Genomic DNA, 23028 nt, shown 5'->3' with positions numbered 1-23028 from the left:
CCTCCTCTGCTGGCCACTCCACCGGGCCGTAGCCCATTGATGAGCCTTAAACATAGTGTATTTAGCGCCAGCCTGCGTCGCGGCCCGGCCGAAGGCCACCTGCGGAATGCGTAAGGGAGTGTGTCTAAACACACCATGACAATGGGCAGAAAAACCGTGGTAGGTTGAGGAAAACAGCCATCATGGAGAGACAGAATGATCCCTACCCTGCGTATCGCCCGGCCGGTCAGCGACCTGGCGCAGAGCCGCGCACTCTACCAGCATGGCCTTGGGCTGGCGGTGTTGGGCGAGTTTCGTGACCATCAGGGCTTCAGCGGCGTGATGCTCGGCTACCCCGGCGCGGCCTGGCATCTGGAGTTTACCCACTGCCAGCACCATCCGGTGATACCGGGGCCGGGCGCGGAGGATCTGCTGGTGCTCTATGTGCCTGACGTCGCCGAGTGGCAGGCGCGCGGCGCTGCCATGATGCAAGCGGGCTTCCAGCCGGTGGCGGCGTTCAACCCTTACTGGGACGCCGCCGGGCGCACCTACCTCGACCCGGACGGCTACCGCACGGTGCTGCAACAGCGGCCCTGGCCGCCAGCCTGAGCATAATTCACCCCCCCTACAGCATCTCCGGCCGAAATAGCCCGCGGCGGCTGATTACCTTACCGGCGACCATAAATACCCCGTCGCCGGTGTAGTGCAGGGTCTCCGGGTGTTTGGGGGTCGGCGCGACGTGCGCTTGCACGATCTCAAACACAAAGAAGCTGTAGCGTTTGACCAGCGCGTCCTCCACCAGCCGGCACTCGAAGTTGGCGTGGCACTCGTCAATCAGCGGTGCGCCCACCTGCGTGGCGGGCCGGGCGGTGAGGTGGAAGTGGTCGAACTTATCCAGATCCGTGCCGCTGGTGTTGCCGATGCCGACCACGGTGTCGGTCAGCGCGGTGGTCGGCAGGTTGATCACGCACTCGCGGCTATGGCGGATCAGGCCGTGGCTGTGGTTGCCGCTGGCGATCATGCAGCCCACCAGCGACGGCGTGAAGGCCAGGATGGTGTGCCAGCCCAGCGTCATGATGTTGCGTTCGCCCTGCCAGCAGGAGGAGAGCAGCACAATCGGCCCCGGCTCCAGGTAACGGCGCGCCTCACTCACCGGGAAGGCCGCTTTATGGGGATGGCGTGGCATCACAGGCTCCTTCAATACGCGGCCCGCCGCCGCCCCTTAGGCTTAGCCGAAAACCGCCGTGGCTGCAAAGTGCGGCCCGGCATTTCCCTTTCCGCCAACCGCAACCATAATTAACCCTCCTTTACCCGCCAATGAATCAACAGGATGGCCTATGCAAAGTCTTGATCTGTCGGTCGCACGCCAGGCGCAGGCGTGGATCGGCCACCAGCCGGTGTGGTTGTGTACCGTGCTCGCCACCTTCGGCTCCTCGCCACGCTCGCCCGGCGCGCTGCTGGCCGCCACCGCCGATGGCCGCTACAGCGGCTCGCTCTCCGGCGGCTGCGTGGAGGAGGACTTCATCGCCCGGCTGCGCGCCGGTGAGTTCCGCCAGCCCAGCCAGGTGGTGCGCTACGGCGACGGCGGCCTGACGCCTAACCGCGCGCTGCCGTGCGGCGGGGTGCTGGATATTTTGATTGAGTACCTGCCGTGCAACGCCGACAGCGCCCACTATCTGGGGCAGCTTGCCACCGCGCTGGCTGGTCACGGCGCGCTGACCAAATCCCTGCGCCTGCCGGGTGCCTGCCATGCGCTCACCCTGAGCGACCAGCCACCGGCCACCGGCGTGGCGCGTGACGGCGACCTGCTGACGCTGCATATCGCCGCCGCGCCACGGCTGATTGTCGCTGGCCTGTCGCCGGTGGCGCTCTACTGCGCCGGTTTTGCGGTGGCGCTGGGGTTCGAGACGGTGGTGTGCGAGCCGCGTGAGGAGGAGCTGGAAAACCTCGCGCCGCAGCTGCCGGAGGGGGTGCTGCTGGAGCGGCGTTTCCCGGCGAAGTTCATTGAACAGGGTGGCTGCCACGCCCAGACGGCGGTGGTGGCGCTGACCCACGATCCCCGGCTGGATGACCTGACGCTGATGGAGGCGGTGCAGACCGAGGCGTTCTATATTGGCGCGATGGGATCGATGAAAAACAGCCGCAACCGGCGTGAGCGGCTACAACGCATCGCCGGGCTGACCGAGCAGGAGCTGGCGCGGGTACATGCGCCGATTGGGTTGGATATTGGCAGCAAGACGCCAGCCGAGATCGCGCTGGCCGTGATGGCCGACGTGGTGGCGCACAAGAACCGCCACGTCGGCCTGGGGGGTTAGAGCAGTTTGTCGAGGGTGATCGGCAGGTCACGTACCCGCTTGCCGGTGGCGTGGAACACAGCATTGCTGATCGCCGCCGCCACACCGACAATCCCCACCTCGCCGATGGTCTTGCCGCCCAGCGCGCTCGCCAGCGGGTCTGGCTCCCCGACGTTGATGGTCTGGATCTCTGGGATGTCCGCGTTGACCGCCACCAGATAGTCAGCCAGGTTGGCGTTGAGGATGCGCCCGTCGCGCGGGTCCACCATCCCCTCCTCCAGCAGCGCCTGACCGATGCCCATCACGATGCCGCCAATCCACTGGCTCTCTGCCAGCGTCGGGTTGTAGAGCCGGCCGCAGTCGAAGGCGCTCACTACCCGCCGCACGCGCACGGTGCCGAAATCCTCATCCACCGCCACCTCGACAAAGTGGGCGCACCAGCTGTGGGCGGAGACGCCATTCACATCGGTCGCCCCCTTCATCAGGGTGGCCGTGCGGTCCGCGGTGTCACGATCCTGCTCGGTGGCGTCCGGTTCGAAGGTGTCCTGATGCACCACCAGCTCATCGTGGTTCGCCAGCGCCAGCAGGGTGCCGAAGCTGACGGTACGCCCGTCGGCGTGCAGCCCACCGGCCGCCAGCGTCACTGCTTCCGGCGGCTGGCCCTGCAACGGCGAGTTGGGCGTGGTGACCGCCAGGTTCACCAGCATCTCCCGTACCTTCAGCGCGGTTTTGTGCACCGCGCCGGTCAGCAGGTTCGCCAGTTGCGAGCCACCGGCCACCGGCGCGCGCGGCAGGCGGGTGTCGCCCAGCTCCACCTTGATATCCGAGGAGGGCACCTGCAACACCTCGGCGGCGGTCTGCGCCAAGATGGTGTAGGTGCCGGTGCCGATGTCCGCGCCGCTGCTCTGCACCGTCAGCTGCCCGTGGCGGTCAACGATGATGCGCGCCTCGCCCGGCGTGCGGTGCACCGGGTACGTACCGGCCGCCATGCCCCAGCCCACCAGCTCGCGCCCACGGCGCATGGAACGCGGTGCCGGGTCACGCTGCGCCCAGCCGAAGGCCTCGGCCCCGGCCTGATAGGCCTCGCGCAGGCGGCGGCTGCTCCACGGCAGCTTCTCCTGCGGGTCTTGATCGGCCCAGTTGCGCAGCCGCAACGCCAGCGGATCCATCGCCAGCGCGTGCGCCAGCTCATCCATCGCCGTCTCCAGCGCGTAGGTGCTGGGATTCTCGCCCGGCGCGCGCATCCAGCCGGGGTTGACGGTGTGCACCCGCACCAGCCGGTGGCGCGAGAAGACGTTGTCGCAGGCGTACATCAGCGGCGTCACCGAGTTGCTCGGCTCCTGGTGGGTATCCTCGATCGACGTCTCGTTCCAGCCATCATGGACAATCGCCAGCAGCTTGCCGTCGTGGTCAGCGCCCAACGACAGCGCCTGATGGGTGCGCGGCCGCCCGCCGTAGCCGGTGAAGGTCTGCGGCCGGGTCAGCACCACCTTCACCGGGCGGTGCAGCAGGCGGGTGGCGAGGCAGGCCAGCGCTACATGGCCGTGCGGCGTGGCCTTGCAGCCGAACCCGCCGCCGACGTAGGGCGAGATCACCCGCACCCGCTCCACCTCCAGCCCGAACCACTCGGCGATGGTGTTGCGCTCGCCGCCGACCCACTGGCTCGGCTCCCAGACCGTCAGGATCTCATCCTGCCACTGGGCGATGCAGCCATGCAGCTCAATCGGCGAGTTGTACTCGCGCGGCGTGGTGTAGACGCCATGCACCCGCACCGGTGCGGCCGCCATCGCCTGATGCGCCTGCCCCCACTCGACGTCCAGCGCCTCCACCGGCTCCGGCCGCGCCTGCGGGTCATCCGGGTCAATCAGCGCTGGCTCTGGCGCGTACTCGGCCCGCACCAACGCGGCGGCCTCAGTGGCCTGCTCCAGCGTCTCCGCCACCACCAGCGCGATGTGCTGGCCGTTCCAGCGCACCACCTCGCTCTGCAATGGCACATATTTGGCGGCCGCCGCGCCGCCGCTGTTAAACGGCGTACCGGGGTTGAGCTCCAGCTTGTCGAGGTGGGTCAGCACCGCCTGCACGCCGGGGGCCTGTTTCGCCTCCTCGATGTGCATGGCGGTGATGCGGCCATGCGGCACGGTGGCGTTCACCACCACGCCGAACAGCAGATCCTCAGGCTGGTGCTCAAAGGCGTAGCGCGCCGCGCCCTGCACCTTCAGGTTGCCCTCCAGACGCGGGCGCTTTTCGCCCAGCGCCTCCAGCGGGCGGGCCGGTGTCTGGGTCGGGGCCGGCGGCGTCAGGGTTTCGCTGGCGGCAGCTGGCGGGGTCAGGGTCTCAGCGCCGGCTTCCAGCTCGCGGCGCGGTTGATCGGTATGGCTCATGCCAGGCCTCCGGCGGTCATCAGCGCGCGTGCGATGACGCGCGGGATCAGGGTGATTTTGTAGCCGTTGTGGGCGTGGGCGACCGCCCCTGCGTGGCCAGCTCGGCGGCGCGGCGCAGCACCGCCTCCTCCAGCGGCTGGCCCTGCAACGCCTGCTCCACCTCACGGGCGCGCCACGGCACGGTCGCCACACCGCCAAGTGCGACACGCGCCTCGCGGATGGTGCGGCCATCTTCTGCCAGATCCAGCCCGACGGCGGCGCTGGCGGCGGCAAACTCATAGGAGGCGCGATCGCGCACCTTCAAATAGTGGGAGCGGCGCAGGGCGGCGCTGGCCGGGATCTCAATCGCGGTGATCAGCTCGCCGGGCGATAGGTCATGCTCAATGTCCGGCCGATCGCCGGGCAGCCAGAAGAAGCTTGAGATCGGCACCTGGCGCACCGCGCCATCCACCGCACGCAGGTGCAGCTCGGCGTCAAAGGCGGTCAGCGCCACCGCCAGATCGCCGGGATAGGTGGCGATGCAGTGGGCGCTGGTGCCGAGCACCGCATGGTTGCGGTTGACGCCATCCATCGCGGCACAGCCGGAGCCGGGCTGGCGCTTGTTGCAGGCGCGGTAGCCCTGCGGGTCACGGAAGTAGCTGCACCGGGTGCGCTGCAACAGGTTGCCGCCCAGCGTCGCCATGTTGCGCAGTTGCGCCGAGGCGGCCAGCGACAGGCTGTCGGCCAGCGCCGGGGCGGCGTCACGCACCTGCGGGTGGTCAGCGACGTGGCTCATCTTCGCCAGTGCGCCCAGCAGCAGATGGTCGTGGGTGATGTGGATGGCGTCCAGCCCCGGCAGGTGGCTGATATCCACTAGCCGCGCCGGGCGCTCCACCTCGCACTTCATCAGGTCAATCTGGGTGGTGCCGCCCGCCAAAAAACGCGTGCCGGGCTGATTAGCCCCCTGCTGCGCGGCGTCAAGGTCGCTGGCGCGCTGGTAGTCAAATGCCCTCATGCCGGCCTCCCGTGGGTCAGGGTCTCGGCCGCCTCACGTACCGCGGCGACGATGTGGGTGTAGGCACCGCAGCGGCAGAGGTTGCCGCTCATGTATTCGCGGATCTCCTCGTCAGAGCCGGCGTGCCCCTCGCGGATACAGGCCACTGCCGACATGATCTGCCCCGGCGTACAGTAGCCGCACTGGAAGGCATCATGGGCCAAAAAGGCTTGCTGCACCGCATTCAGGGTGCCGTCCGGGGCGGCCAGCCCCTCGATGGTGGTGATCTCCTGCCCCTCCGCCTGGGCGGCCAGCGTCAGGCAGCTCAGCACCCGCTCGCCGTTGACATGAACGGTGCAGGCACCGCACTGCCCCTGATCGCACCCCTTTTTCGCGCCGGTCAGCCCGGCATATTCTCGCAGGGCGTCAAGCAGGGTGACGCGTGAGTCGAGGGTAAGGGCAATCTCCTCGCCGTTGATCCTGAGCCGTAAAGGCTGTTGCTGCGCCATGATGGCCTCCTGGTCAATACACAAAGGCGGCAGGCCGGGCCTGTCGCCAGTAAGGGTTTTTACCCCTATAAGTATTGCGGTAAATCAGCAGAGAGCCAGTCCGCCCGGCGTAAGCGGACATTTCCTGCCCGCCGGGGAGGCGATCCTTGCACTACAATCATAGATTTACCCCTGACAACGGAGTTTACCCATGGCACACCCTGACCAAAACCCGCGCCGCTACTACACCCTCTATCTGGCGGAGAACCATGTGCTGGCGCGCAACGGTGACCAGCACCTGATTGACCTCGGGCTGGTGGAGCAGGAGCCGGATGGCCTGCACTATCTGCTGGACGGCGATAAGACCGAAGGCCACGGCCTGCCCGATGCCAATGCGCTGCTGGCCGACGTGGAGCGCAAGCTGACCTTCCTGTTTTTGGATGGGCAGTTCACCAGCCTGCCGGATCTGAGTGAGGAGCTGAACGAGTCGCTGGAGGGCGCGCCATCGCGCGAGATTGCGTTGGATGAGCTGGCCAGCGGTTTGGACGAGGCGTAAGGGTCAGGCGCGCTCCCTCCCCTGTATTCCCGCGCCCGCCCTACGCCCCACCTTTCAGCATGGGGTCTACGTTAACCCTGTATTCGCCCCGGCAGGATGGCGGTGGCGGCCAGCCAGAAGGCACCGCCGCCTTGGGTGGGCATGAAAGAGGCGAGGAACTGGCCGGAGAAGAGTGCCATCGACAGGCGTGCCCGCTGGGCGCCGCGGGTGGCCGACGGGCTGACGCCGGAGGCCTACCTGAAGCGGCTGCGGCTGCTCTCCGCGCGGGTGAAGATCCGCGAAACCGAGATGCCGATCACCGATATCGCCTTCCTGTGCGGCTTCAGCAACGCCTCCCACGTCACCTCCTCCTACAAGCGGCTGTTTGGCGTGCCCCCTTCGCAGGAGCGCATCGCCCCGCGCTGTCCGGTGCTGCCACTGGCCGGGTAAACCGCGACCAGTATCACGAATCCGGCGGCGGCGGCTTGCCAAACCCATTCAGCTGATAAATGATTGCCGCCGACGGATTGCTACTGCACCGCAGGCAAAACCCAGACCGCCCCTCCCTTACTTAAGGGATTGGCGGTCTGGGTTTTTTTTTGCCCCCCTTCGGCACGGCCCCTGTTTAACGGCTGCCCACGCGGCCCGGGATCGCTTTGCCTTTTTTTCATCCTGACCAAGGCCACGATAATGAAAAAATCCTCTGTCGCCCTGCTTCTCCCACTGCTGCTGGCCGCCGCCCCGGCGCTGGCCGATGACCCCGACTGGAATGGCATGGTGCTCGGCTTCGAGCCGCCGCCCGCGCCGCTGCTCGGCGAGATGCTTGGCGTCCGCCCGCTGCTGACCGACCTCGGCTTCCACTACCAGCTCGGCTACCTGAGCCAGCTGGCCTACAACGCTGGCGGCGGTTACAACCACGATGACCACGCCGCCTACATCGACCAGTTCTCGCTGACCTTTACCCAGGATCTGGAGCGCTACACCGGCATCCCGGATGCGCGTCTGGAGGGCAACATCGTCAACCGCAACCACAATGACAACCTGACCATGAAGCGGTTGCAGGATCCGCGCGTCAGCTTTAACGACCTGTCGCAGGAGAGCTACGGCGGCCAGTCCATCACCCGGCTCGGCTGGTTGACCTTCGCCCGCAGCTTTTTTGATGACCGGCGGCTCACCTGGCGCATCGGCATGATGAACAAGGTGCAGACCTTTGACCAAATCATCCCCTGCGACTTCCAGATGCTGTCGCAGTGCGGCGGCAAGTCGGCCAACTCGCTTACCTGGAACAACTGGAATGTGCACACCTGGGGCACCACGCTGGAGTACCGTCTGACGCCTGAACTGACGCTCAAGGGCGGCATCATGGAGCAGAACCCGGAGGCCGCCTCGCGCAGCCACGCCTGGAGCTGGTCAACGCGCGGCAGTCAGGGGTTCCTGCTACCGGTAGAGCTGGAGGCGCGCCCGCACCTCAACGGTTTGCCGGGAGTCTATAACCTTGGCGTGCTGTTCACCAACGCGCCGCTGGCCGATCTCTACAGCGGCAAGAGCCAGGACGCTGGCGCGACCGACCCGGAGGGCTACCGCATCCATCGCCGCACCTGGTTCCTCTACAGCGGCTTCAACCAGCAGGTGACGCAGCGCGCGGGCGATCCCAACCGCGGCCTGAGCCTCTCTTGGAGTCTGGGCGTCGGCGATCCGCGCAGCACCTATATTCACACCACCACCTCGGCCTCGCTGCGCTACCGTGGCCTGTTCGACGCGCGCCCCAATGACTGGATTGGTTTCGGCGTCAGCTATATCGAGATGAGCAACCACTACACCCGCAACTTCGCCTACCTCAATCAGGTGCGCGGCGTGGATGACTACGGCAATGCCCTCTACAGCCCGCTGCCCGGCCAGTCGATCAACGCCGAACTTTATTACCGCTTCCGCCCGCTCGACTGGCTGGAACTGCAACCGGATATCCAGTACTGGCACCACCCCGGCGGCGTGCGTGAGACACAGGACGCCTGGGTCACCGGCCTGAAAACCGTGATCTCATTCTAAGGAGCGATAACGATGCGCATCATTCTGCTGTTACTGACCCTGCTGGTCACCGCCGCCTCCGCCACCCCCGGCCGGCCGCTGCCCTTCACCCCCGACCCGGCCAAGCAGGTGCGGGTGATGATCAGCAGCGACGCCAAAAACGAGGCGGATGACGACTTTGCCGTCGCCCACGCGCTGCTGACGCCGACGTTCGAGGTGCGCGGGCTGATTGCCGCCCACTACAGCCGCACCGCCGCGATGCTGGGCAATCACCAGCCCACCATGCCAGAGAGCTATCTGGAGCTACAACGGCTGCTGGCAGTGATGAAGGCCGACGTGCCGCTGTTCCACGGCGCGCAACAGCCGTTGGGTGACACCGCCCCGCCGCTGAGCGAGGGCGCGCGGGCGATCATTGAGGAAGCGCAGCGCGCCGACAGCCGCCCGCTGTTTGTGCTGGTACTTGGCCCAGCCACCGACATTGCACTGGCGCTGCGCGCCGAGCCGTCGATAGCCGGCAACCTGACGGTGATCTGGATTGGCGGCAACCCCTACCCGGCCGGCGGCTGGGAGTACAACCTCTACAACGACCCGCGCGCCGCCGCCGAACTGTTCCGCTCCCCGGTGGCGCTGTGGCAGGTGCCGCACAATGTCTACATGTCGATGCGCGTCTCGCTGGCGCAACTGGCGCTGCGCGTCAAGCCACAGGGCGCGCCCGGCCGCTACCTGTTCCAGCAGATGCTCGACTTCAATGCATGGGCCTCGCAGCGCATCAAGCATGTGCCGTGGCCGAAAAGCGAGGTGTGGGTGCTGGGCGACAACCCGGCCATCGGCCTGCTGCTGGATGACCACGAGTACCAATACCGTATGCGTCCGGCCCCGGTGCTCAACGACGACCTGAGCTACGCGCCCGGCAGTGCCACGCGGCAGATCCGTGTCTATGAGCAGATTGACCCGCACTTTGTGCTGGAGGATCTCTTCGCCAAGCTGGCGCTGGCGTATGGGGAGTAGCGAGGGCTGGATGCTCCCCGGCCGGGTGGCCGGGGAGCGTGTCACGGGAACAACGAGCCGATCAGGCGAACTCGGCCTCACGCGGGCGGGCCTGCGGCGCTTGCAGGTGCCACTTGTCGCCCATCAGGCTGTCGAGCGTCTCACCGTAGCCGGTGCCGAAGCCGGCGGCCGGGGTCAGGGTGATCTCGCCGAAATAGAGTTTGCCGCCGTCGATGTACCAGTCCACGCGCGCGTACTCGAGGTAGCCCAGCAGTTCGATGCTCAGCGCCAGCCCCTTCTCCACCAAGGGCATCAGCTGGCTGTCGAGGGCATTTTTCCCGGAGTAGACCGTGGAGAGCTCGTTGACGTAAAACGTCCTCGACAGCTCACCCTCGAAACGATCGTCGATCAGCTGCAGCACATAGAAGATGGAACCGTCCGGCTGGCGGAACAGGTGGAATTTATAGTCCTTCAGGGCGGAGACACCGTTACCGAGGCGTTTTTCCACCAAGATTTTGCGATCGATTCTACTGTAGTGGTACTCGCCACAGGTCTTGGAGAAGTCGGTTTTCAGCCAGCGCGCGGCCTCTCGCACAATCTCATCCGCCTCCTGCTTCTGCGGCTTGTGGCTAATCAGTTTGACCATGCCCGCGCCATGGTTTGGCTTGACCACACAGTTCTCCAGTGTGCCAATATCCTGGGAAAAGCGCTGGACGTCATCATAATGGGCCAGCAGCGGGATCAGGTACTCTTCACCCACCCGTTTCGCCACATACTCGCGTACACGATATTTATCCGCCAGCATCGGGAAGTTTTCATCACTCAGGCAGGCGTAGCGCTTACGGTGAATCACTTTCTCATTAAAGGACTTGGGCTGTGAAATATTGGGGAAACGGCCAAAGCGCCGATAAAACTCCACGTTATCCCTGACCGACCACGGCATTTTATTAAAAATCAATCTGGCTATTTTTTTCATCTGAAATTCCATCCTGGTAAGATGTTTAGGTAAAAGCCCACCGCCCCCTTTGGAAAAGGCGGTGTATCACTGTGGCAAAAGGCTGATAAAGCGCCGGGAGACAACCGGCCTTCAGCAGGATTAGGTCATTTAGCGCCCCAGGCAAAACCGATACTGCCAATATGCAATTTAACGATCAGTCCATTCTTGAAGAAATAGTTCATGACGGTCAGGGAGAGCAGCTCTACCAATACCACGCTGACGGATGCGCCAATTAATCCATGCTGCTTAATCAGCAGGTAGGAGACCGGCAAACTGAATGCCAGGATCAGGAACATCTTTTTCGACAGGTAGGAGAAGCCGGAATATTTGATGACATACCGGTAGGCAATGGAGCCCATCAGCGAGAGCATGGTGCCCACGCTCAGGATCAGCGCTGGCAGGTAGGCCGCCGCATACTGTGCGCCATACAGCAGCGCGATCGCCTGCCGGCCAAACAGCGCGAAGCCGGCAATAACCAGCGCCGAGCAGAGGAACACGATGCGGTTGAGTTTGACCGCCTTCGCCATCGCCGTGCGATCGTTGGTATCAGCATAGATGGAGGGGTAGAAGGAGGTGATGATTGAGGCCAGCGCAAAGGTCCAGGCAGTCGCCAGCGTCAGCGCCACCGAGTAGATGCCCAGCTGGTAACTGCCGAGAAAATCAGAGATAAAGATCTGGTTAATGCGGGTGTAGATCGCCACCGAGATGCTGGAGAGCACAATGCTGCTGCCCGACATGATCATATATTTGGAGTACTTTTTGGCGGCACTCTTCCAGTTGCGCCCCATCATCGTGACGCTGGCGCTGCGCGTGATAAAGTCGTGGCGGCGGATAAAGAACGGGATGGCGGTGGTCAGCACAATCGGGATCGCCAGCAGCGCCGGGTCCCACTGCATTAGGGCGATCAGGTAGCGGATGCCCAGACCAATCCCCAGACCAATCACGTTGGAGATAGTGTTATATTTGGAGCGTAGCTGCGAGTTATTGTAAATCGCGTAGACATCCAGCGTGGTAAAGAAGCTGGCAATACAGACCGCGATGCAGAAAATAAACGAGGTGGTGTCATCCACGGTATAGAAATAACCCAGCACCGCCACGGAGATGGCCACATATACCGCCAGCCGCATCAGGAATGAGGAGCGAATCAACCTGACGCCGGAGTCGGGATTTTTACTGACGCGCTTGAAAATAATATTGTCGCCGCCCATTTGGGAGACAATCTGGACAATCTGGAAGATTGCCACCGCCAACGAGAGTTCACCAAACAGTGACGGGCCGATATATTTGGCGACATAAGAGGTGACGAAAAAAAGTCCAAATATAGAGATGATCTTTTCCAGCATCATCCAGATGGAATTTCTTCCAATCTTATTCAGGCCCATGCTCTAACTTCCTTTTAAAGTGGAACACTGTCTCTGTGCTAACAGATAGAGGGAGTGCATAAAATCAGCGGCGGCGTATGGCCCCTTCGCCTTTTTCTGGCTCTTTACGGCGTAACCGAGAACCACGCATCAATACCCTTTTCAAGCATTGCGTCAGACACGTTAATAAACCTTTATCCCGCCCGGCTCAAAGACGCGTCAAAAAGTAAAATAAGATTATCTTATGGTTACTTTTATCGTGTCAACAAACCGATCCCCATTTGGAAAACATTTATTTAACTTAAGTCAGCATAAACCAGATAGCTCTGATTGCCCCGCTCCCCGTCTCTCGCTCCTGCCGCGCGGGCAATAAAAAGCGCCCCGTAGGGCGCCTGTTTTCTCTGCCTGCCGATTAGAAATCGACGGTCATGGAGACCTTCACCTCACGCGGGTCGCCCTGCGTCAGGTAGCCGCCGTTGGCGGAAGACCAGTAGCGCTCGTTGGTGACGTTCTCCACGCCAGCGCGCCAGACGATGTTGTTGACCGGCAGGTTCATGTCGTAGCGCACGCCCAGATCCAGGCGCGTCCAGGCCGGCAGCTCCAGATTGTTGGCTTCGTCGGCATACTGCGAACCCGTGCGGATCACCTTGCCGGTGGCGGTCAGGCCGGTCACGCCAGGGATGTCATACTCACCCGACACCACCCAGTGGTAGCGCGGCACGCCCACGGCCTTTTTGCCGTCATAGGTGCCATCCTGCGTCTGGGTCAGGGTCGGGTCGAGCAGCGACAGGCTGCCGTTCAGGCGCACGCCATAGACCGGTTCACCATACAGGCTCACTTCCATGCCACGGGTGCGCACCTCGCCATAGTTGCCGAAGGTGTAGCTGTCGCCCGAGGCGGTGTACATGCTCTCTGGCTTCTTGATCTCGAACAGCGCCAGTGATGCCGCCACGCGGCCGAAGTCCGCCTTCACGCCAATCTCATTCTGCTTGGAGATGGCGACGCCCGCGGTCTGGCCGCCATTGGTCACGGTCTTGCCGTTGTAAGTGGTGCCAGCGGCGTCGCCCGCCTGCAACGCCTCAATGTGGTTGGCGTAGAGGGAGATGTGCTGCCACGGCTTCACCACCAGACCAAAAGCGGGCGTGACCTTGGTTTCGTCAAAGGTGTTGGACTCCACGCCGTTATAGTTGTAGTTGCGCACCGCGATGCTCTGGCGGCGCAGGCCACCAATCAGCTGCACGCGGCCATCCAGCACTGACAGGGTATCCGAGAGGTTGTAGCCCTCGTTGCGGATGCGGCTGCGCACGTGCGGGTCGCCCATGTCGCCACCGGAGTAAAGGTTGGTCAACGGCTCGCTGGTTGCCACCGGTGAGTAGATGTTGGTGGTCACCGAGGCAGAGGTCAGGGTGTAGGCGGAGCGGGTTTTGGTGTAGGTCTGCGAGTAGCCAAGGTTGATGCTGTGGTTGACGAAGCCGGTGTCGAAGCTGCCGCGCAGGCCGGTGTTACCCGCCACGGTGTCGGAGAAGTAAGGCACCGTCATGCGGCTCATGGTGGCGTCGCCGTCGTCACCCACCAGCGTCGGCGAGCCATACTTGCCATACTCGTGGTTGTGGCTCATGCCGAATGCGCCGTAGGCCGTCCAGTGCTCCGCCAGATCATACTCGCCCTTGAGCATACCGAACTCGCTCTCCAAATCGGTGTAGGCCCACTGCTGCCCGTAGTTGCCGGTGGCCTTCGGCACCTCTGGCACCGAGGTGGCGCTACCGAGGTAGACCACCGGGCGGCCGCCGTGCACCGTCTGGCGCATCGCGCCGACGTCCAGCGAGCCGCGCAGACGGTCGCCGCGGTAGTCCAGGCCGAGGCTGCCGCCGGTCAGGCGGCGCTTCTCGCCATCAATCGCCGTTTCGCCCTCGCGGTGGATCAGGTTGACGCGCGCGCCGAAGCGGTTGTCCTCACCAAAGCGGCGGCCCACGTCCAGCGATCCCCCCACCTGCGAAGAGGAGGTGTAGTCGAGGGAGACGCGGTTCAGCGGCGTGTCGTCCGCCCGTTTCGGCTCAATGTTGACGTTGCCACCGACGCCGGTGCCGCCGGGCGGCACGCCATTCAGGAAGGCGCTGGAGCCTTTGAGCAGCTCCACGCGCTCGGCGAAGAAGGTCGGCGCGATCTGGCGCGGCATCAGGCCATACAGGCCGCCGAAGGAGATGTCATCCGCCGCCAGCGAGAAGCCACGGATCACGTAGTTCTCGGAGAAGTTGCCGTAGCCGTAGCTGCTCTCAACGGAGGCGTCGTTGTCCAGCACGTCCGTCAGGGTGCGTGCCTGCTGATCCTGAATCAGTTTGGAGGTGTAGCCGATGATGCTGAAAGGCACATCCTCGGCCTTCTGCTCACCGAGCACGCCGAGGCGGCCGCCGTTGGCGATCTGGCCGTCCAGGTAGGCCGGCACCAGATCGTTGCTGCCGGCATTGAATTGGCTGTCTGGGGGAGTGGCATTGACCACCACGGTGTCACCCTGCTGGCTGGTGGGGGTGCTCTCTGCGGCACTTGCCGCACCGCTGAAGGCGAGCAGCGCAACCGCTACCCCGCCCGCGAGGGGAGTTTTTTTGAATAATGTGTGCATGCGCATAATCCCTGATAAAAAGAAATGATAATTCTTATCATTATCACGCGCATTATTGCGATGGTGGTGCCGCTTTGCAAGACTCACTGCCTCGCGCGCCGGCGATTTTTCACCCCGGCGCGCATGGAACCCGTTCCAGCCGGGCGTTACTTCACTACCGCGTCAATGTCCGCGGCGTCATGGCGCTCGGCCAGCGTCTGGGTATTGACGACCCGCCCGCGCCGCACCGCCGGACGTTCGACAATCTCCTGCGCCCAGCGCACCACGTGGGTATAGCTGTCGGCGTCGATAAAGGTCTTCGCCTCATACAGCTCGCCCAGCACCAGCCCGCCGTACCAGGTCCAGGTGGCGATGTCCGCGATGCTGTACTCCTCGCCCGCCAGGTAGCGGTTCTGCGCCAGACGCTGGTTCAGCACGTCGAGCAGCCGCTTGGTCTCCATGGTGAAGCGGTTGATCGGGTACTCCAGCTTCACCGGCGCATAGTGGTAGAAGTGGCCGAAGCCGCCGCCGACGTAGGGAGCGGAGCCTTGCAGCCAGAACAGCCAGTTGAGCGCCTCGGTGCGGCCCGCCAGATCTTTCGGCAGGAAGCGACCAAACTTCTCCGCCAGATAGAGCAGGATGGCGCCGGACTCAAACACCCGCACCTCTGGCTGGGCCGAGGTGTCGAGCAGCGCCGGGATCTTGGAGTTGGGGTTGACGCCGACGAAGCCGGAACCAAACTGGTCGCCATCGCCGATGCGGATGATGTGGGCGTCATACTCCGCCCCCCGCTCGCCGGCGGCCAGCAGCTCCTCCAGCAGGATGGTGACCTTTTTACCGTTCGGCGTGCCGAGGGAGTAGAGTTGCAGCGGGTGCGTGCCGCGCGGCAGTGCCTTCTCGTGGGTCGCCCCGGCCACCGGGCGGTTGAGGTTTTTCCAGACGCCGGCATCGCTGCCTTCGTCGCGCCATACTTTCGGCGGCTGGTAGGTGTCGCTCATGATCTCTCCTTAATGGGTAACGGACTTACTCACTGTGCCGGTTTTCCGGCGCTCCGTTTAGGTTAGTGTGCGGCGCGCCGGATGGAGAAGAAATATGTGCGCCCTACCCCTGCCGGTAACCCACCTCACCGTGGCTGGTGAGATCCAGCCCGTCGTACTCCGCCTCATCATCCACCCGCAGGCCGCGGTAGAACCGCGCGACCAGCGCCAGCGCCAGCCAACTGGTGACGGCGGAGAAAGCGATGCTGAACAGCAGCGCGCCGCCGTTGACCGCCAGTTGCTGCCACAGGCCGCGCCCGGCAACGAAGCCCAGCCCGCCGAGCGCTGGCAGCGCGAACAGCGGCGTCAGCAGCCCGCCGACCATGCCGCCCACGCCATGCAGGGCGAAGACATCAAAGGCATCATCGAGCTTCAGCCGCTGCTTGACCAGCGTGACCGCCAGCAGGCAGCAGGGCGCGGTGAGCAGCCCAACGCAGATCGCCCCGACCGGCCCGACGTAGCCGCAGGCCGGGGTGATGCCGACCAGCCCGGCCACCGCGCCGCTCACGACCCCCAGCAGGCTCGGCTTTTTCAGCAGCCGCCACTCTAGCCCCATCCAGGCCAGCGCGCCGCCGAACGCGCCCATCAGCGTGTTGAGCACCACCAGCATCGAGAAGCCGCCGACCGCCAGCGCGCAGCCGCCGCAGAACCCCAGCCAGCCAATCAGCAGCAGCGCACCGCCAGTCATGGTCATGGTCATGTTGTGCGGCGTCAGCGCCACCGAGCCGAAAAGGCGGCGGCGACCAATCATCACCGCCGCCACCAGCGAGGCGACACCCGCGTTGACGTGCACCACGTTGCCGCCGGCGAAGTCCTGTACCGACAGCGCCGCCATCCAGCCGCCGCCCCACGCCATGTGCGCCAGCGGGATGTAGTTAATCGTCGCCCAGATCGCCATGAACAGCAGCACCGCCGGGAACTTGATGCGCTCGGCAAAGGAGCCGGCGATCAGCGCCGGGGTGATGGCGGCGAAGGTCATCATAAAGAAGATGTAGGCGTACTCCGGCACGCTGCCGACCAACGACTCCACGCTGATATTTTTCAGCAGCAGCTTGTCCGGCCCGCCGAGATAGGGCTGCCACGCGCCGCCGTCGGCAAAGGCGAAGCTGTAGCCGTAGAGCACAAACAGCAGCGAGACCAGCGCGGCGACGCTGAACACCTGCATCAGCACCGACAGCACATTTTTGCTCTGCGCCAGCCCGCCGTAGAACAGCGCCAGGCCGGGCAGGCTCATCAGCAGCACCAACACCGAGGTGAGGAAGACAAAGGCGGTATCCGCGCCGTTCAGGGTATCAGCGGCAAAGGCCGGGCTGGCGCAGAGCACCAGCGCAAGGGTGGTGAGCAGGCGGTGAGTCATTGGCATGGCGTACCCCATCGTCAGGTTCCCTGCCGGGCGGCAGGCCTGTGAGCCAAGCACAACGCGTGCCAGCCGCGCGCGCTTCACCGGTGAAGCGCGCCAGCCGCCAGCCAAGGGTTTATGGGGTAAATCGTCCTGCCCCGCCACACTTTCATGCCCGCTTGCCGCGCGCACTTCACCGGCCAAAAAATCGGGCCGAGGCGGTGCCCCATTTTGCGGCAGTGGCTGACGCCGGTCAGGCCGAGGAACGCCCCATCCATTAAGAGGATCGCCAGCGCCTCCCGCAGACCCATCACCCGCTCGCTTATGTCGACAGTTATATGGAATGGAAGGGCTACAGAGATTTTTGACGCTTTACATCGCAGCAGTAAGCGATGAGCGGACAGTATGCTCCAACGATATGCAGGATACATGCAGGGCTTTTTCCTCTATAACCGGAATCAGGCATGATTGGCGTACACGCCTCCAGAAATCACAGGATCTTGTTTGCTATAAGGCATCTGTTCTGGCTAGGCTTGAAGGATAACAAGGAGGTAACATGCTGAACCCCGGATTCGTTACCAGCAGGGCACTTGCCCAATGGCAGAATATCCCCATTTTTTTGCCACAGTTTCAGTTCTATGAAAAACATCAGACCGTCATTAAGACACACGCGCCTGAAAAAATTTTGCCGTTAATAGCAGAATTCGATATTCAGCAGGACGCCGTCATCCGGCTATTGATGTCTGTGCGACAAATTCCGCAAAAATTTCGACGTAATAAACCATCCCAAGCCGTTAACAGCTTTGGCCTAAACAGTTTTACGCTTCTAGAAAAGAGCTCATCCGAGCTCTGCTACGGTTTGCGCGGCCAATTCTGGCGTGCAGATTTTGGTCTGGAAAACGTGCCGGATAGTGACGCTTATCTGTCGCCAATCGCGCCGGGCAGCGCAAAACTCTTACTGCGCTATCGGGTAACGGAAATCAGCGAAGGGCAACACGAGTTGCGAACAGAAACGTTCGTTTACTGTCCGGATCGGGCTACCCAGCTGAAAATGACCGCCTACTGGCTGGCAATACGGGCAGGCAGTGGATGGATCCGAAAAAGGACGCTTATGGCTGTTCAGTCCAGTATTTGATAACAGGGACAGGCGCAAGGCAGAGTTTGCTATGAGCGAAGAGCGGACGCTGGCCATTATCTGCCAACCTGAAAAATGTCTATTGAAATCGTGGCTATTCATACTAGGAATAGCCGAAAGGTATAGCGGAAAATCAGAAGGGTAAATGAGCTATAATTTTGATGCATCGCAAATGATAACGATGCATCATTTCTTACAAAAGAAATTTTTGGCGTAATTTTTCATCCTCAATGTTTTTGAGGAAGTCTAAATGATTGGCAATACCATGATACCCAGGATATATACGAGGGTAGTCATACCCCATCAAAATTAACATCCGATATAGCTCCATTCGCTGGGAGTTTGGTAACGTGATTTTTATAAAAAGCGGTTCATCTCCAAGATTCGTATTTGAGCTTTTTGTTAGTTCATCAAACACAACTTCATTCAATGCTCTTGTGTCAACTTTGTCCTCTTGACCTAATATAATACCCCTCCGTTCATGTGAAAATAATAAAACTTCTCTTGGGAAAATATTTCTTTTAAGAGTGGACGAGCAGTATGTGAAAAGTCCCTTTTGCGCTGCCACGTTATCATTGTTTTTATAGTTTGGTGTGAAGAAGTTTATTTTGTTTAATTTTCCAGATTTTTTCAACAAACTTATCCAGTTAGCATTCATAGCCCAAACGCATAAATCCTTTTTGCTTTCAACTTCTGAGGTACAAGCAAAGAAACAAGCTATCAATGCATCATGTGTCCAATCCATAAGTCTGGTAGGGATACCATAATGTTGAGCTAAAGCTGCAAGTTCTAATAATTCTTTTGGTAGCAATTCTTCATCATCATGACGATCAGCTACCGAAAATTGATTTGTAACTAAATGAATGTTATCTTTAAACCAATATTCTGTAGGTGGTGTAAATAGCCCATTTCTATTGGCTATCTTATAAAACTTCCTAAGGATATTTGTTTCGGCTTGAATTTGCTTTGATTCGTAAAAAAATCCGTTTCAGTTATAGATATTAAAGTACTCATGGCTTTAATTCTTTTAATTATTGAGGCATCTATTCTTAGAACTAATGGGGTTAGTTTGTGATTTGCATTCCCGTGCCCTCTGAAATAAAGTCCCTGAAGTCAAATTCTTTATTTAAATACGGTGAGAAAAAGCTCAGGAAGACTTGCGCTGTCTCAAGGTTCATTTCAAGATGTTTTTTAGGACGTCTTCTTCATTCAGCATGTTTATGTTTTTGAGTTATTGAAGGGGCTTTCGCCCCTATGGATTTAACATTGTGGTAATGAAAGAAGATTGTTGTTCCATTTGCCATCGGCGTAAGTTCGAATAAATTTCTTTCGCCCATCTTTGGGATCTACAACGCCAACATAGGCTGTGTTGCCGGATGCATCAGTTACATGAAACGTATGCTCGTTTTTTTCAATAGCCGCAATAACTTGCGCAACCGTCCATTTACTCCCTTGAGGGTTGAATTGGGGGCTGCCTACATGAGTAATATGCTCGTGAATAGCATTGGTATCAGAGAGTGTGATGCATGTGATACGTACATCAGTCATATGAATCTCCTTATCGCTGTATGAAGGCAAAAAATATAAACTGATTAATTAAAATTCAAAGTTCTAGTAAATGCATGTGAGAGCACTGTATTGCAATAGAGTAAACTGATCTTTTTTTAGTCTCTTTTTTGTTTTTAGTCAACCTCATACGTTCATATTTGACTCATGTTTCCCAAACATGTGACCAACTCATCATAAATTAATATATCGCGATGTAAGCAACGTCCGCTTCTGGCACAAAACGGCCCATTCCCCCTCCAGGTCTGAAGGTCAATCTTTTAGAGTCCTTTCTATTCTCTCCGCATCCTGTTCCACAATGGCCTTTTCATCAGGTGTGAGCAGGACCTCCCTAAGGACGCTTCCCCCATCAGCCCGCATGCACTGCCAAAATCGCAACCAGTAGCCCTTCTATGCGGACAGGGTGCCGACGAGGCTGAACATGCTTCCTCCGTCACAGCCGGATGCCGAACCACAGCTCAGCGGCAGTAAGCGGGCATCAGCTCTGCCCAGCGGGTGGTGTAGGCCGGTGAGAGCATCTCGCGCTTCATTGCCCACGGCTGCTGGGTGCCCTGCCCGGCGAACCACACTTTGCCGCGGCCGCCGTGGTTGATGGCGTCCATCACCGCCATCAGCTGCGCGCTGTTGTGCCGGGGGGCGAACTCGTCAAACAGGTTGAGTTGCGCCACGCCTTGGCTGAAGAAGTCCCCCAGCATCACGCCGCCCTTTAGGTAGCGCAGGCCGGGCCGCCAGATCGCCTGCAAACAGCGCAGCGCGGCGGCGATGATGTCACGGCTGTCCTGCGTCGGGGTCTGGAGGGTGAGGCCAGCTTGGTTGCTGTAGCAGGGGTGCTGCGGATCGTGCGGGCTGGTCTTGATAAAGGTGGCGACGTGGCGGCAGTACTGGCGCTCCGCGCGCAGGCGCTCGGCGGCGCGTGCCGCGTAGCTGCAAATCGCCTCGCGCATCGCCTGCGGGTCAGTGACCCGCTCACCAAAGGATCGCGAGCAGACAATCTGCTGCTTGGCGGCGGGTGCCTCCTGCCACAGCAGGCACGGCTCGCCGCGCAGCTCACGCACCGTGCGCTCCATCACCACGCCAAAGTGCTTGCGCATCAGCGCTGGCGGGCTGTCGGCCAGATCCAGCGCGCGGGTGATGCCCATCAGCGCCAGCCGCTTGCCCAGCCGGCGGCCGATGCCCCACACCTCCTCCACCGGCACCAGCGCCATCAGCTTGCGCTGGCGCAGCGGCGCGGAGAGATCGACCACGCCGCCGGTCTGGCGCCAGGTCTTGGCGGCATGGTTCGCCAGCTTCGCCAGCGTGCGGGTCGGCGCAATGCCGACCCCCACCGTCAAGCCGGTGCACCGGCTGACGGTGGCCTGCACCTCGCGGCCAAACTCCACCAGATCGCGGCAGTGGCTAACGCCGGTCAGGTCAAGGAACGCCTCATCAATCGAGTAGATCTCCAGCGCCGGGGCCATCGCCTCCAGCAGGCTCATCACCCGCTCGCTCATGTCGGCATACAGCTCATAGTTGGAACTGAACACCGCCACCTGCCGCTGGCGCAGCAGGTCGCGCAGCGCAAAATAGGGCGCGCCCATCGCGATGCCAAGCGCCTTGGCCTCGCGGCTGCGGGCAATCACGCAGCCATCATTGTTGCTCAGCACCACCACCGGGCGGCCGCGCAGGTCGGGCCGGAAGGCGGTCTCGCAGCTGGCGTAAAAGGCGTTTACATCCACAAGGGCAAACATAAAGGTATCGTCCACGGCAGAGAGTGCCGCACCAAAGACACTGTATTGATATACAGTAGACGCACTCCGCCCGCCAGATCAAGGCCCGCCGGGCGGAGTGCCGGAAAAAGCAGCGGCCTGTCGGGTGCCGAGCGGCCACTGGCGTGTCTGCTGGCGGCAAACTCCCCTATACTCCCTCTATTCAGGTTCAGGAGATCCCGTGTGACAGGCAAGAAAGTGAAACCGCTGCGCCACTCTCCCGATGGGGGGTACGCGCGCGGCGACGAGACGCGGCAACGCATCATCGCGGCCGCGCTGGAGGTGTTCGGTGAGCAGGGTTTTGATGCCGCCACGACCCGGCAGATCGCGGTGCGCGCCGGGGTCAACCCGCCAGCGCTGCAATACTACTTTGAGAATAAGGAGGGGCTGTACCTGGCGTGCGCGGCGTCGCTGGTGAGCGGCAACCTGCCAGCCTTCGAGCCGCTGCTGGCGCGCATCCACCAGCAGGTGGCGGGTGCCACGCCCGAGGCGTGCATCGATCTGTTCTGCCAGTTGATGGAGGCAGTGCTGGACCGCATCTTCGGCACACCCTACGCCCTGCCGCAGCACCTGTTCAATGCGCGCATCCAGCTTGGGCAAGGCCCGGAGGGGGCGTTCCGGCTGATGCGCGACCAGCTGGGCGAGAAGCTCCACCACGCCGGCGCGGTGCTGATCGCCCGCATCAGCGCCATGCCAACGGAGAGCGAACAGACACAACTGCGCACGCTGGCGCTGTTCGGCCAGGTGGCGACCTTCCACATCATGCGCCGCTCGGTGTTTGACCAGCTCGGCTGGCACGAGGTGGACGCGCGCCGGTTGGCGACCCTCAAGCAGATGACGCGCGAGCACTGCCGCACCCTGATGCAGAGCTGGGCCGCGCCGGTGTGATGCAGGAAGCCCGCCCATGCTGCGGCCTAGCGCAGGTTGGCCGTGAAGAACGCCGTCAGCTTGCCAAACGGGATCCGATCCACCCGGTCATAGAGATCGACATGCCCGGCATCCGGCACCACCACCCGCTCCTTGGGTTCAGCCGCCGGCCGGTAGGCCTCCTCGCTGAACTCGCGCGAGTGCGCCCGCTCGCCGGTGATGAACAGCATCGGGCGTGGCGAGATGGTCGCGATGTCATTGAAGGGGTAGAAGTTCATGAACTTGGCGTTGCTGGTCAGCGCCGGGTGGGTGGTCAGCGCTGGCGACCGCCCGGCTGGCGTCACCTCGCCGCGTAGTGTGCGGTAGAAGTCATAGAACTCACGATCGGCGTGGAGTCCGCGTCTAGCCGGTGCACGGTGCCGCTGGTGTAGCGGGTCTCGCCGCCGCCAGCCCTCGCCCGCCTTTTCACTGGTGATCGAGGCGCTGCGCGCGCCCCTGCCACCGCTGCCACAATGATACCGCTATCACAAAATCGTCTATTGATAGGGATAAATCATGACGCCGATCACCATTCTTCTGCGGCATGAACTGAATGTTAAAAATTGTTGCTAGGTTGTATAGAAAAAAGCCGGCGGCAAATTAGCCAGTCAGATCAACACAATAATCATGCTTTTCAGGGAGAGGCCTCGCGTGGCGGGGCATGTGCAGTACTCATTTTTTCAT

19 protein-coding genes and 2 pseudogenes are annotated in these 23028 nt (G+C 61.6%); 8 read left to right on the top strand and 13 right to left on the bottom strand.

Annotated features, from left to right (window positions below; genetic code table 11):
* Positions 1–195: 195 nt before the first annotated feature.
* Complete coding sequence (locus ACK3SD_RS06615; protein WP_481127190.1) at positions 196–588, top strand: VOC family protein; 393 nt, start codon at positions 196–198, stop codon at positions 586–588.
* 16 nt (positions 589–604) lie between these two features.
* Here the strand turns inward: ACK3SD_RS06615 and ACK3SD_RS06610 are convergent, their stop codons facing one another.
* Positions 605–1165 (bottom strand): flavin reductase family protein, encoded by a 561-nt coding sequence (locus ACK3SD_RS06610; RefSeq protein WP_481127189.1) that lies wholly within the window; start codon positions 1163–1165, stop codon positions 605–607.
* A gap of 151 nt (positions 1166–1316) precedes the next feature.
* On the opposite strand from ACK3SD_RS06610, the gene ACK3SD_RS06605 reads away from it, so the two are divergent.
* Positions 1317–2294 carry an XdhC family protein gene (locus ACK3SD_RS06605; protein ID WP_137762806.1) on the top strand — a complete coding sequence of 326 codons (978 nt, stop codon included), beginning with the start codon at positions 1317–1319 and terminating at the stop codon, positions 2292–2294.
* Here ACK3SD_RS06605 and ACK3SD_RS06600 read toward each other — a convergent pair.
* From ACK3SD_RS06600 to ACK3SD_RS06590, 3 genes are read right to left on the bottom strand one after another with little or no spacing between them, the layout of a single operon-like run.
* Positions 2291–4654 carry a xanthine dehydrogenase family protein molybdopterin-binding subunit gene (locus ACK3SD_RS06600; RefSeq protein ID WP_481127188.1) on the bottom strand — a complete coding sequence of 788 codons (2364 nt, stop codon included), beginning with the start codon at positions 4652–4654 and terminating at the stop codon, positions 2291–2293. The two genes, ACK3SD_RS06605 and ACK3SD_RS06600, sit on opposite strands and share 4 nt — an antisense overlap.
* A gap of 46 nt (positions 4655–4700) precedes the next feature.
* Positions 4701–5648 (bottom strand): FAD binding domain-containing protein, encoded by a 948-nt coding sequence (locus ACK3SD_RS06595; protein ID WP_481127187.1) that lies wholly within the window; start codon positions 5646–5648, stop codon positions 4701–4703.
* Complete coding sequence (locus tag ACK3SD_RS06590; RefSeq protein WP_481127186.1) at positions 5645–6136, bottom strand: (2Fe-2S)-binding protein; 492 nt, start codon at positions 6134–6136, stop codon at positions 5645–5647. Before ACK3SD_RS06590 ends, ACK3SD_RS06595 begins: the two co-directional genes overlap by 4 nt.
* 190 nt (positions 6137–6326) lie before the next feature.
* Here ACK3SD_RS06590 and ACK3SD_RS06585 point away from each other — a divergent pair, with 190 nt between their 5' ends.
* The 4 genes and pseudogenes from ACK3SD_RS06585 to ACK3SD_RS06570 all read left to right on the top strand — a co-directional run bounded on the left by ACK3SD_RS06585 (position 6327) and on the right by ACK3SD_RS06570 (position 9683).
* Positions 6327–6671, top strand: a complete 345-nt coding sequence (locus ACK3SD_RS06585; RefSeq protein ID WP_481127185.1) for a hypothetical protein — start codon at positions 6327–6329, stop codon at positions 6669–6671.
* Positions 6672–6881: 210 nt separating this feature from the next.
* Positions 6882–7100 (top strand): annotated as a pseudogene (locus ACK3SD_RS06580) (helix-turn-helix transcriptional regulator); the annotation flags it as partial.
* A gap of 240 nt (positions 7101–7340) precedes the next feature.
* Positions 7341–8696, top strand: coding sequence for a carbohydrate porin (locus ACK3SD_RS06575; protein ID WP_481127184.1), 1356 nt, complete (start codon positions 7341–7343; stop codon positions 8694–8696).
* A 12-nt stretch (positions 8697–8708) separates the two neighbouring features.
* Entirely contained in the window at positions 8709–9683 is a 975-nt protein-coding gene (locus ACK3SD_RS06570; protein WP_481127183.1) for a nucleoside hydrolase, read from the top strand.
* 61 nt (positions 9684–9744) lie between these two features.
* On the opposite strand, the gene ACK3SD_RS06565 is transcribed toward ACK3SD_RS06570, so the two are convergent.
* The 5 genes from ACK3SD_RS06565 to ACK3SD_RS06545 all read right to left on the bottom strand — a co-directional run bounded on the left by ACK3SD_RS06565 (position 9745) and on the right by ACK3SD_RS06545 (position 17016).
* On the bottom strand, positions 9745–10581 hold the full coding sequence (locus ACK3SD_RS06565) for an ATP-grasp fold amidoligase family protein (protein ID WP_481127182.1): 837 nt from the start codon (positions 10579–10581) through the stop codon (positions 9745–9747).
* Between the two features lie 182 nt (positions 10582–10763).
* On the bottom strand, positions 10764–12041 hold the full coding sequence (locus ACK3SD_RS06560) for an oligosaccharide flippase family protein (RefSeq protein WP_481127181.1): 1278 nt from the start codon (positions 12039–12041) through the stop codon (positions 10764–10766).
* Positions 12042–12432: 391 nt separating this feature from the next.
* Positions 12433–14637, bottom strand: coding sequence for a TonB-dependent receptor (locus ACK3SD_RS06555; protein ID WP_481127180.1), 2205 nt, complete (start codon positions 14635–14637; stop codon positions 12433–12435).
* Between the two features lie 146 nt (positions 14638–14783).
* Positions 14784–15614, bottom strand: a complete 831-nt coding sequence (yghU, locus tag ACK3SD_RS06550; protein ID WP_481127179.1) for a glutathione-dependent disulfide-bond oxidoreductase — start codon at positions 15612–15614, stop codon at positions 14784–14786.
* A gap of 103 nt (positions 15615–15717) precedes the next feature.
* Entirely contained in the window at positions 15718–17016 is a 1299-nt protein-coding gene (locus ACK3SD_RS06545) for an ammonium transporter (protein ID WP_481127178.1), read from the bottom strand.
* Between the two features lie 532 nt (positions 17017–17548).
* Here ACK3SD_RS06545 and ACK3SD_RS06540 point away from each other — a divergent pair.
* A complete protein-coding gene (locus ACK3SD_RS06540) occupies positions 17549–18127 on the top strand; it encodes a hypothetical protein (RefSeq protein ID WP_481127177.1) in 579 nt (192 codons plus the stop codon).
* Between the two features lie 193 nt (positions 18128–18320).
* On the opposite strand, the gene ACK3SD_RS06535 is transcribed toward ACK3SD_RS06540, so the two are convergent.
* From ACK3SD_RS06535 to umuC, 3 genes are all read right to left on the bottom strand, one after another.
* Positions 18321–18992, bottom strand: a complete 672-nt coding sequence (locus tag ACK3SD_RS06535; RefSeq protein WP_481127508.1) for an FRG domain-containing protein — start codon at positions 18990–18992, stop codon at positions 18321–18323.
* Between the two features lie 395 nt (positions 18993–19387).
* Positions 19388–19675: a DUF3892 domain-containing protein gene (locus ACK3SD_RS06530; RefSeq protein ID WP_481127176.1), complete on the bottom strand. Its 288-nt coding sequence runs from the start codon at positions 19673–19675 to the stop codon at positions 19388–19390.
* Between the two features lie 476 nt (positions 19676–20151).
* Positions 20152–21420, bottom strand: a complete 1269-nt coding sequence (umuC, locus tag ACK3SD_RS06525; RefSeq protein WP_481127175.1) for a translesion error-prone DNA polymerase V subunit UmuC — start codon at positions 21418–21420, stop codon at positions 20152–20154.
* A 201-nt stretch (positions 21421–21621) separates the two neighbouring features.
* Between umuC and ACK3SD_RS06520 the strand changes: the two genes are divergently transcribed.
* Positions 21622–22326, top strand: coding sequence for a CerR family C-terminal domain-containing protein (locus ACK3SD_RS06520; RefSeq protein ID WP_481127174.1), 705 nt, complete (start codon positions 21622–21624; stop codon positions 22324–22326).
* Between the two features lie 26 nt (positions 22327–22352).
* Here the strand turns inward: ACK3SD_RS06520 and ACK3SD_RS06515 are convergent.
* Positions 22353–22750: pseudogene (locus ACK3SD_RS06515) on the bottom strand (alpha/beta hydrolase); the annotation flags it as partial.
* Positions 22751–23028 lie beyond the last annotated feature (278 nt).

The organism is Chimaeribacter sp. YP20170169 (assembly GCF_056739715.1).
This window is presented reverse-complemented; position numbering and strand designations above follow the sequence as displayed.

Bases quoted from the DNA above. Each gene is read 5' to 3' on its own strand.
- ACK3SD_RS06615 (WP_481127190.1), top strand. From the start codon at position 196: ATGATCCCTACCCTGCGTATCGCCCGGCCGGTCAGCGACCTGGCGCAG.
- ACK3SD_RS06610 (WP_481127189.1), bottom strand. From the start codon at position 1,165: ATGCCACGCCATCCCCATAAAGCGGCCTTCCCGGTGAGTGAGGCGCGC.
- ACK3SD_RS06605 (WP_137762806.1), top strand. From the start codon at position 1,317: ATGCAAAGTCTTGATCTGTCGGTCGCACGCCAGGCGCAGGCGTGGATC.
- ACK3SD_RS06600 (WP_481127188.1), bottom strand. From the start codon at position 4,654: ATGAGCCATACCGATCAACCGCGCCGCGAGCTGGAAGCCGGCGCTGAG.
- ACK3SD_RS06595 (WP_481127187.1), bottom strand. From the start codon at position 5,648: ATGAGGGCATTTGACTACCAGCGCGCCAGCGACCTTGACGCCGCGCAG.
- ACK3SD_RS06590 (WP_481127186.1), bottom strand. From the start codon at position 6,136: ATGGCGCAGCAACAGCCTTTACGGCTCAGGATCAACGGCGAGGAGATT.
- ACK3SD_RS06585 (WP_481127185.1), top strand. From the start codon at position 6,327: ATGGCACACCCTGACCAAAACCCGCGCCGCTACTACACCCTCTATCTG.
- ACK3SD_RS06575 (WP_481127184.1), top strand. From the start codon at position 7,341: ATGAAAAAATCCTCTGTCGCCCTGCTTCTCCCACTGCTGCTGGCCGCC.
- ACK3SD_RS06570 (WP_481127183.1), top strand. From the start codon at position 8,709: ATGCGCATCATTCTGCTGTTACTGACCCTGCTGGTCACCGCCGCCTCC.
- ACK3SD_RS06560 (WP_481127181.1), bottom strand. From the start codon at position 12,041: ATGGGCCTGAATAAGATTGGAAGAAATTCCATCTGGATGATGCTGGAA.
- ACK3SD_RS06555 (WP_481127180.1), bottom strand. From the start codon at position 14,637: ATGCACACATTATTCAAAAAAACTCCCCTCGCGGGCGGGGTAGCGGTT.
- yghU (WP_481127179.1), bottom strand. From the start codon at position 15,614: ATGAGCGACACCTACCAGCCGCCGAAAGTATGGCGCGACGAAGGCAGC.
- ACK3SD_RS06545 (WP_481127178.1), bottom strand. From the start codon at position 17,016: ATGCCAATGACTCACCGCCTGCTCACCACCCTTGCGCTGGTGCTCTGC.
- ACK3SD_RS06540 (WP_481127177.1), top strand. From the start codon at position 17,549: ATGCTGAACCCCGGATTCGTTACCAGCAGGGCACTTGCCCAATGGCAG.
- ACK3SD_RS06530 (WP_481127176.1), bottom strand. From the start codon at position 19,675: ATGACTGATGTACGTATCACATGCATCACACTCTCTGATACCAATGCT.
- umuC (WP_481127175.1), bottom strand. From the start codon at position 21,420: ATGTTTGCCCTTGTGGATGTAAACGCCTTTTACGCCAGCTGCGAGACC.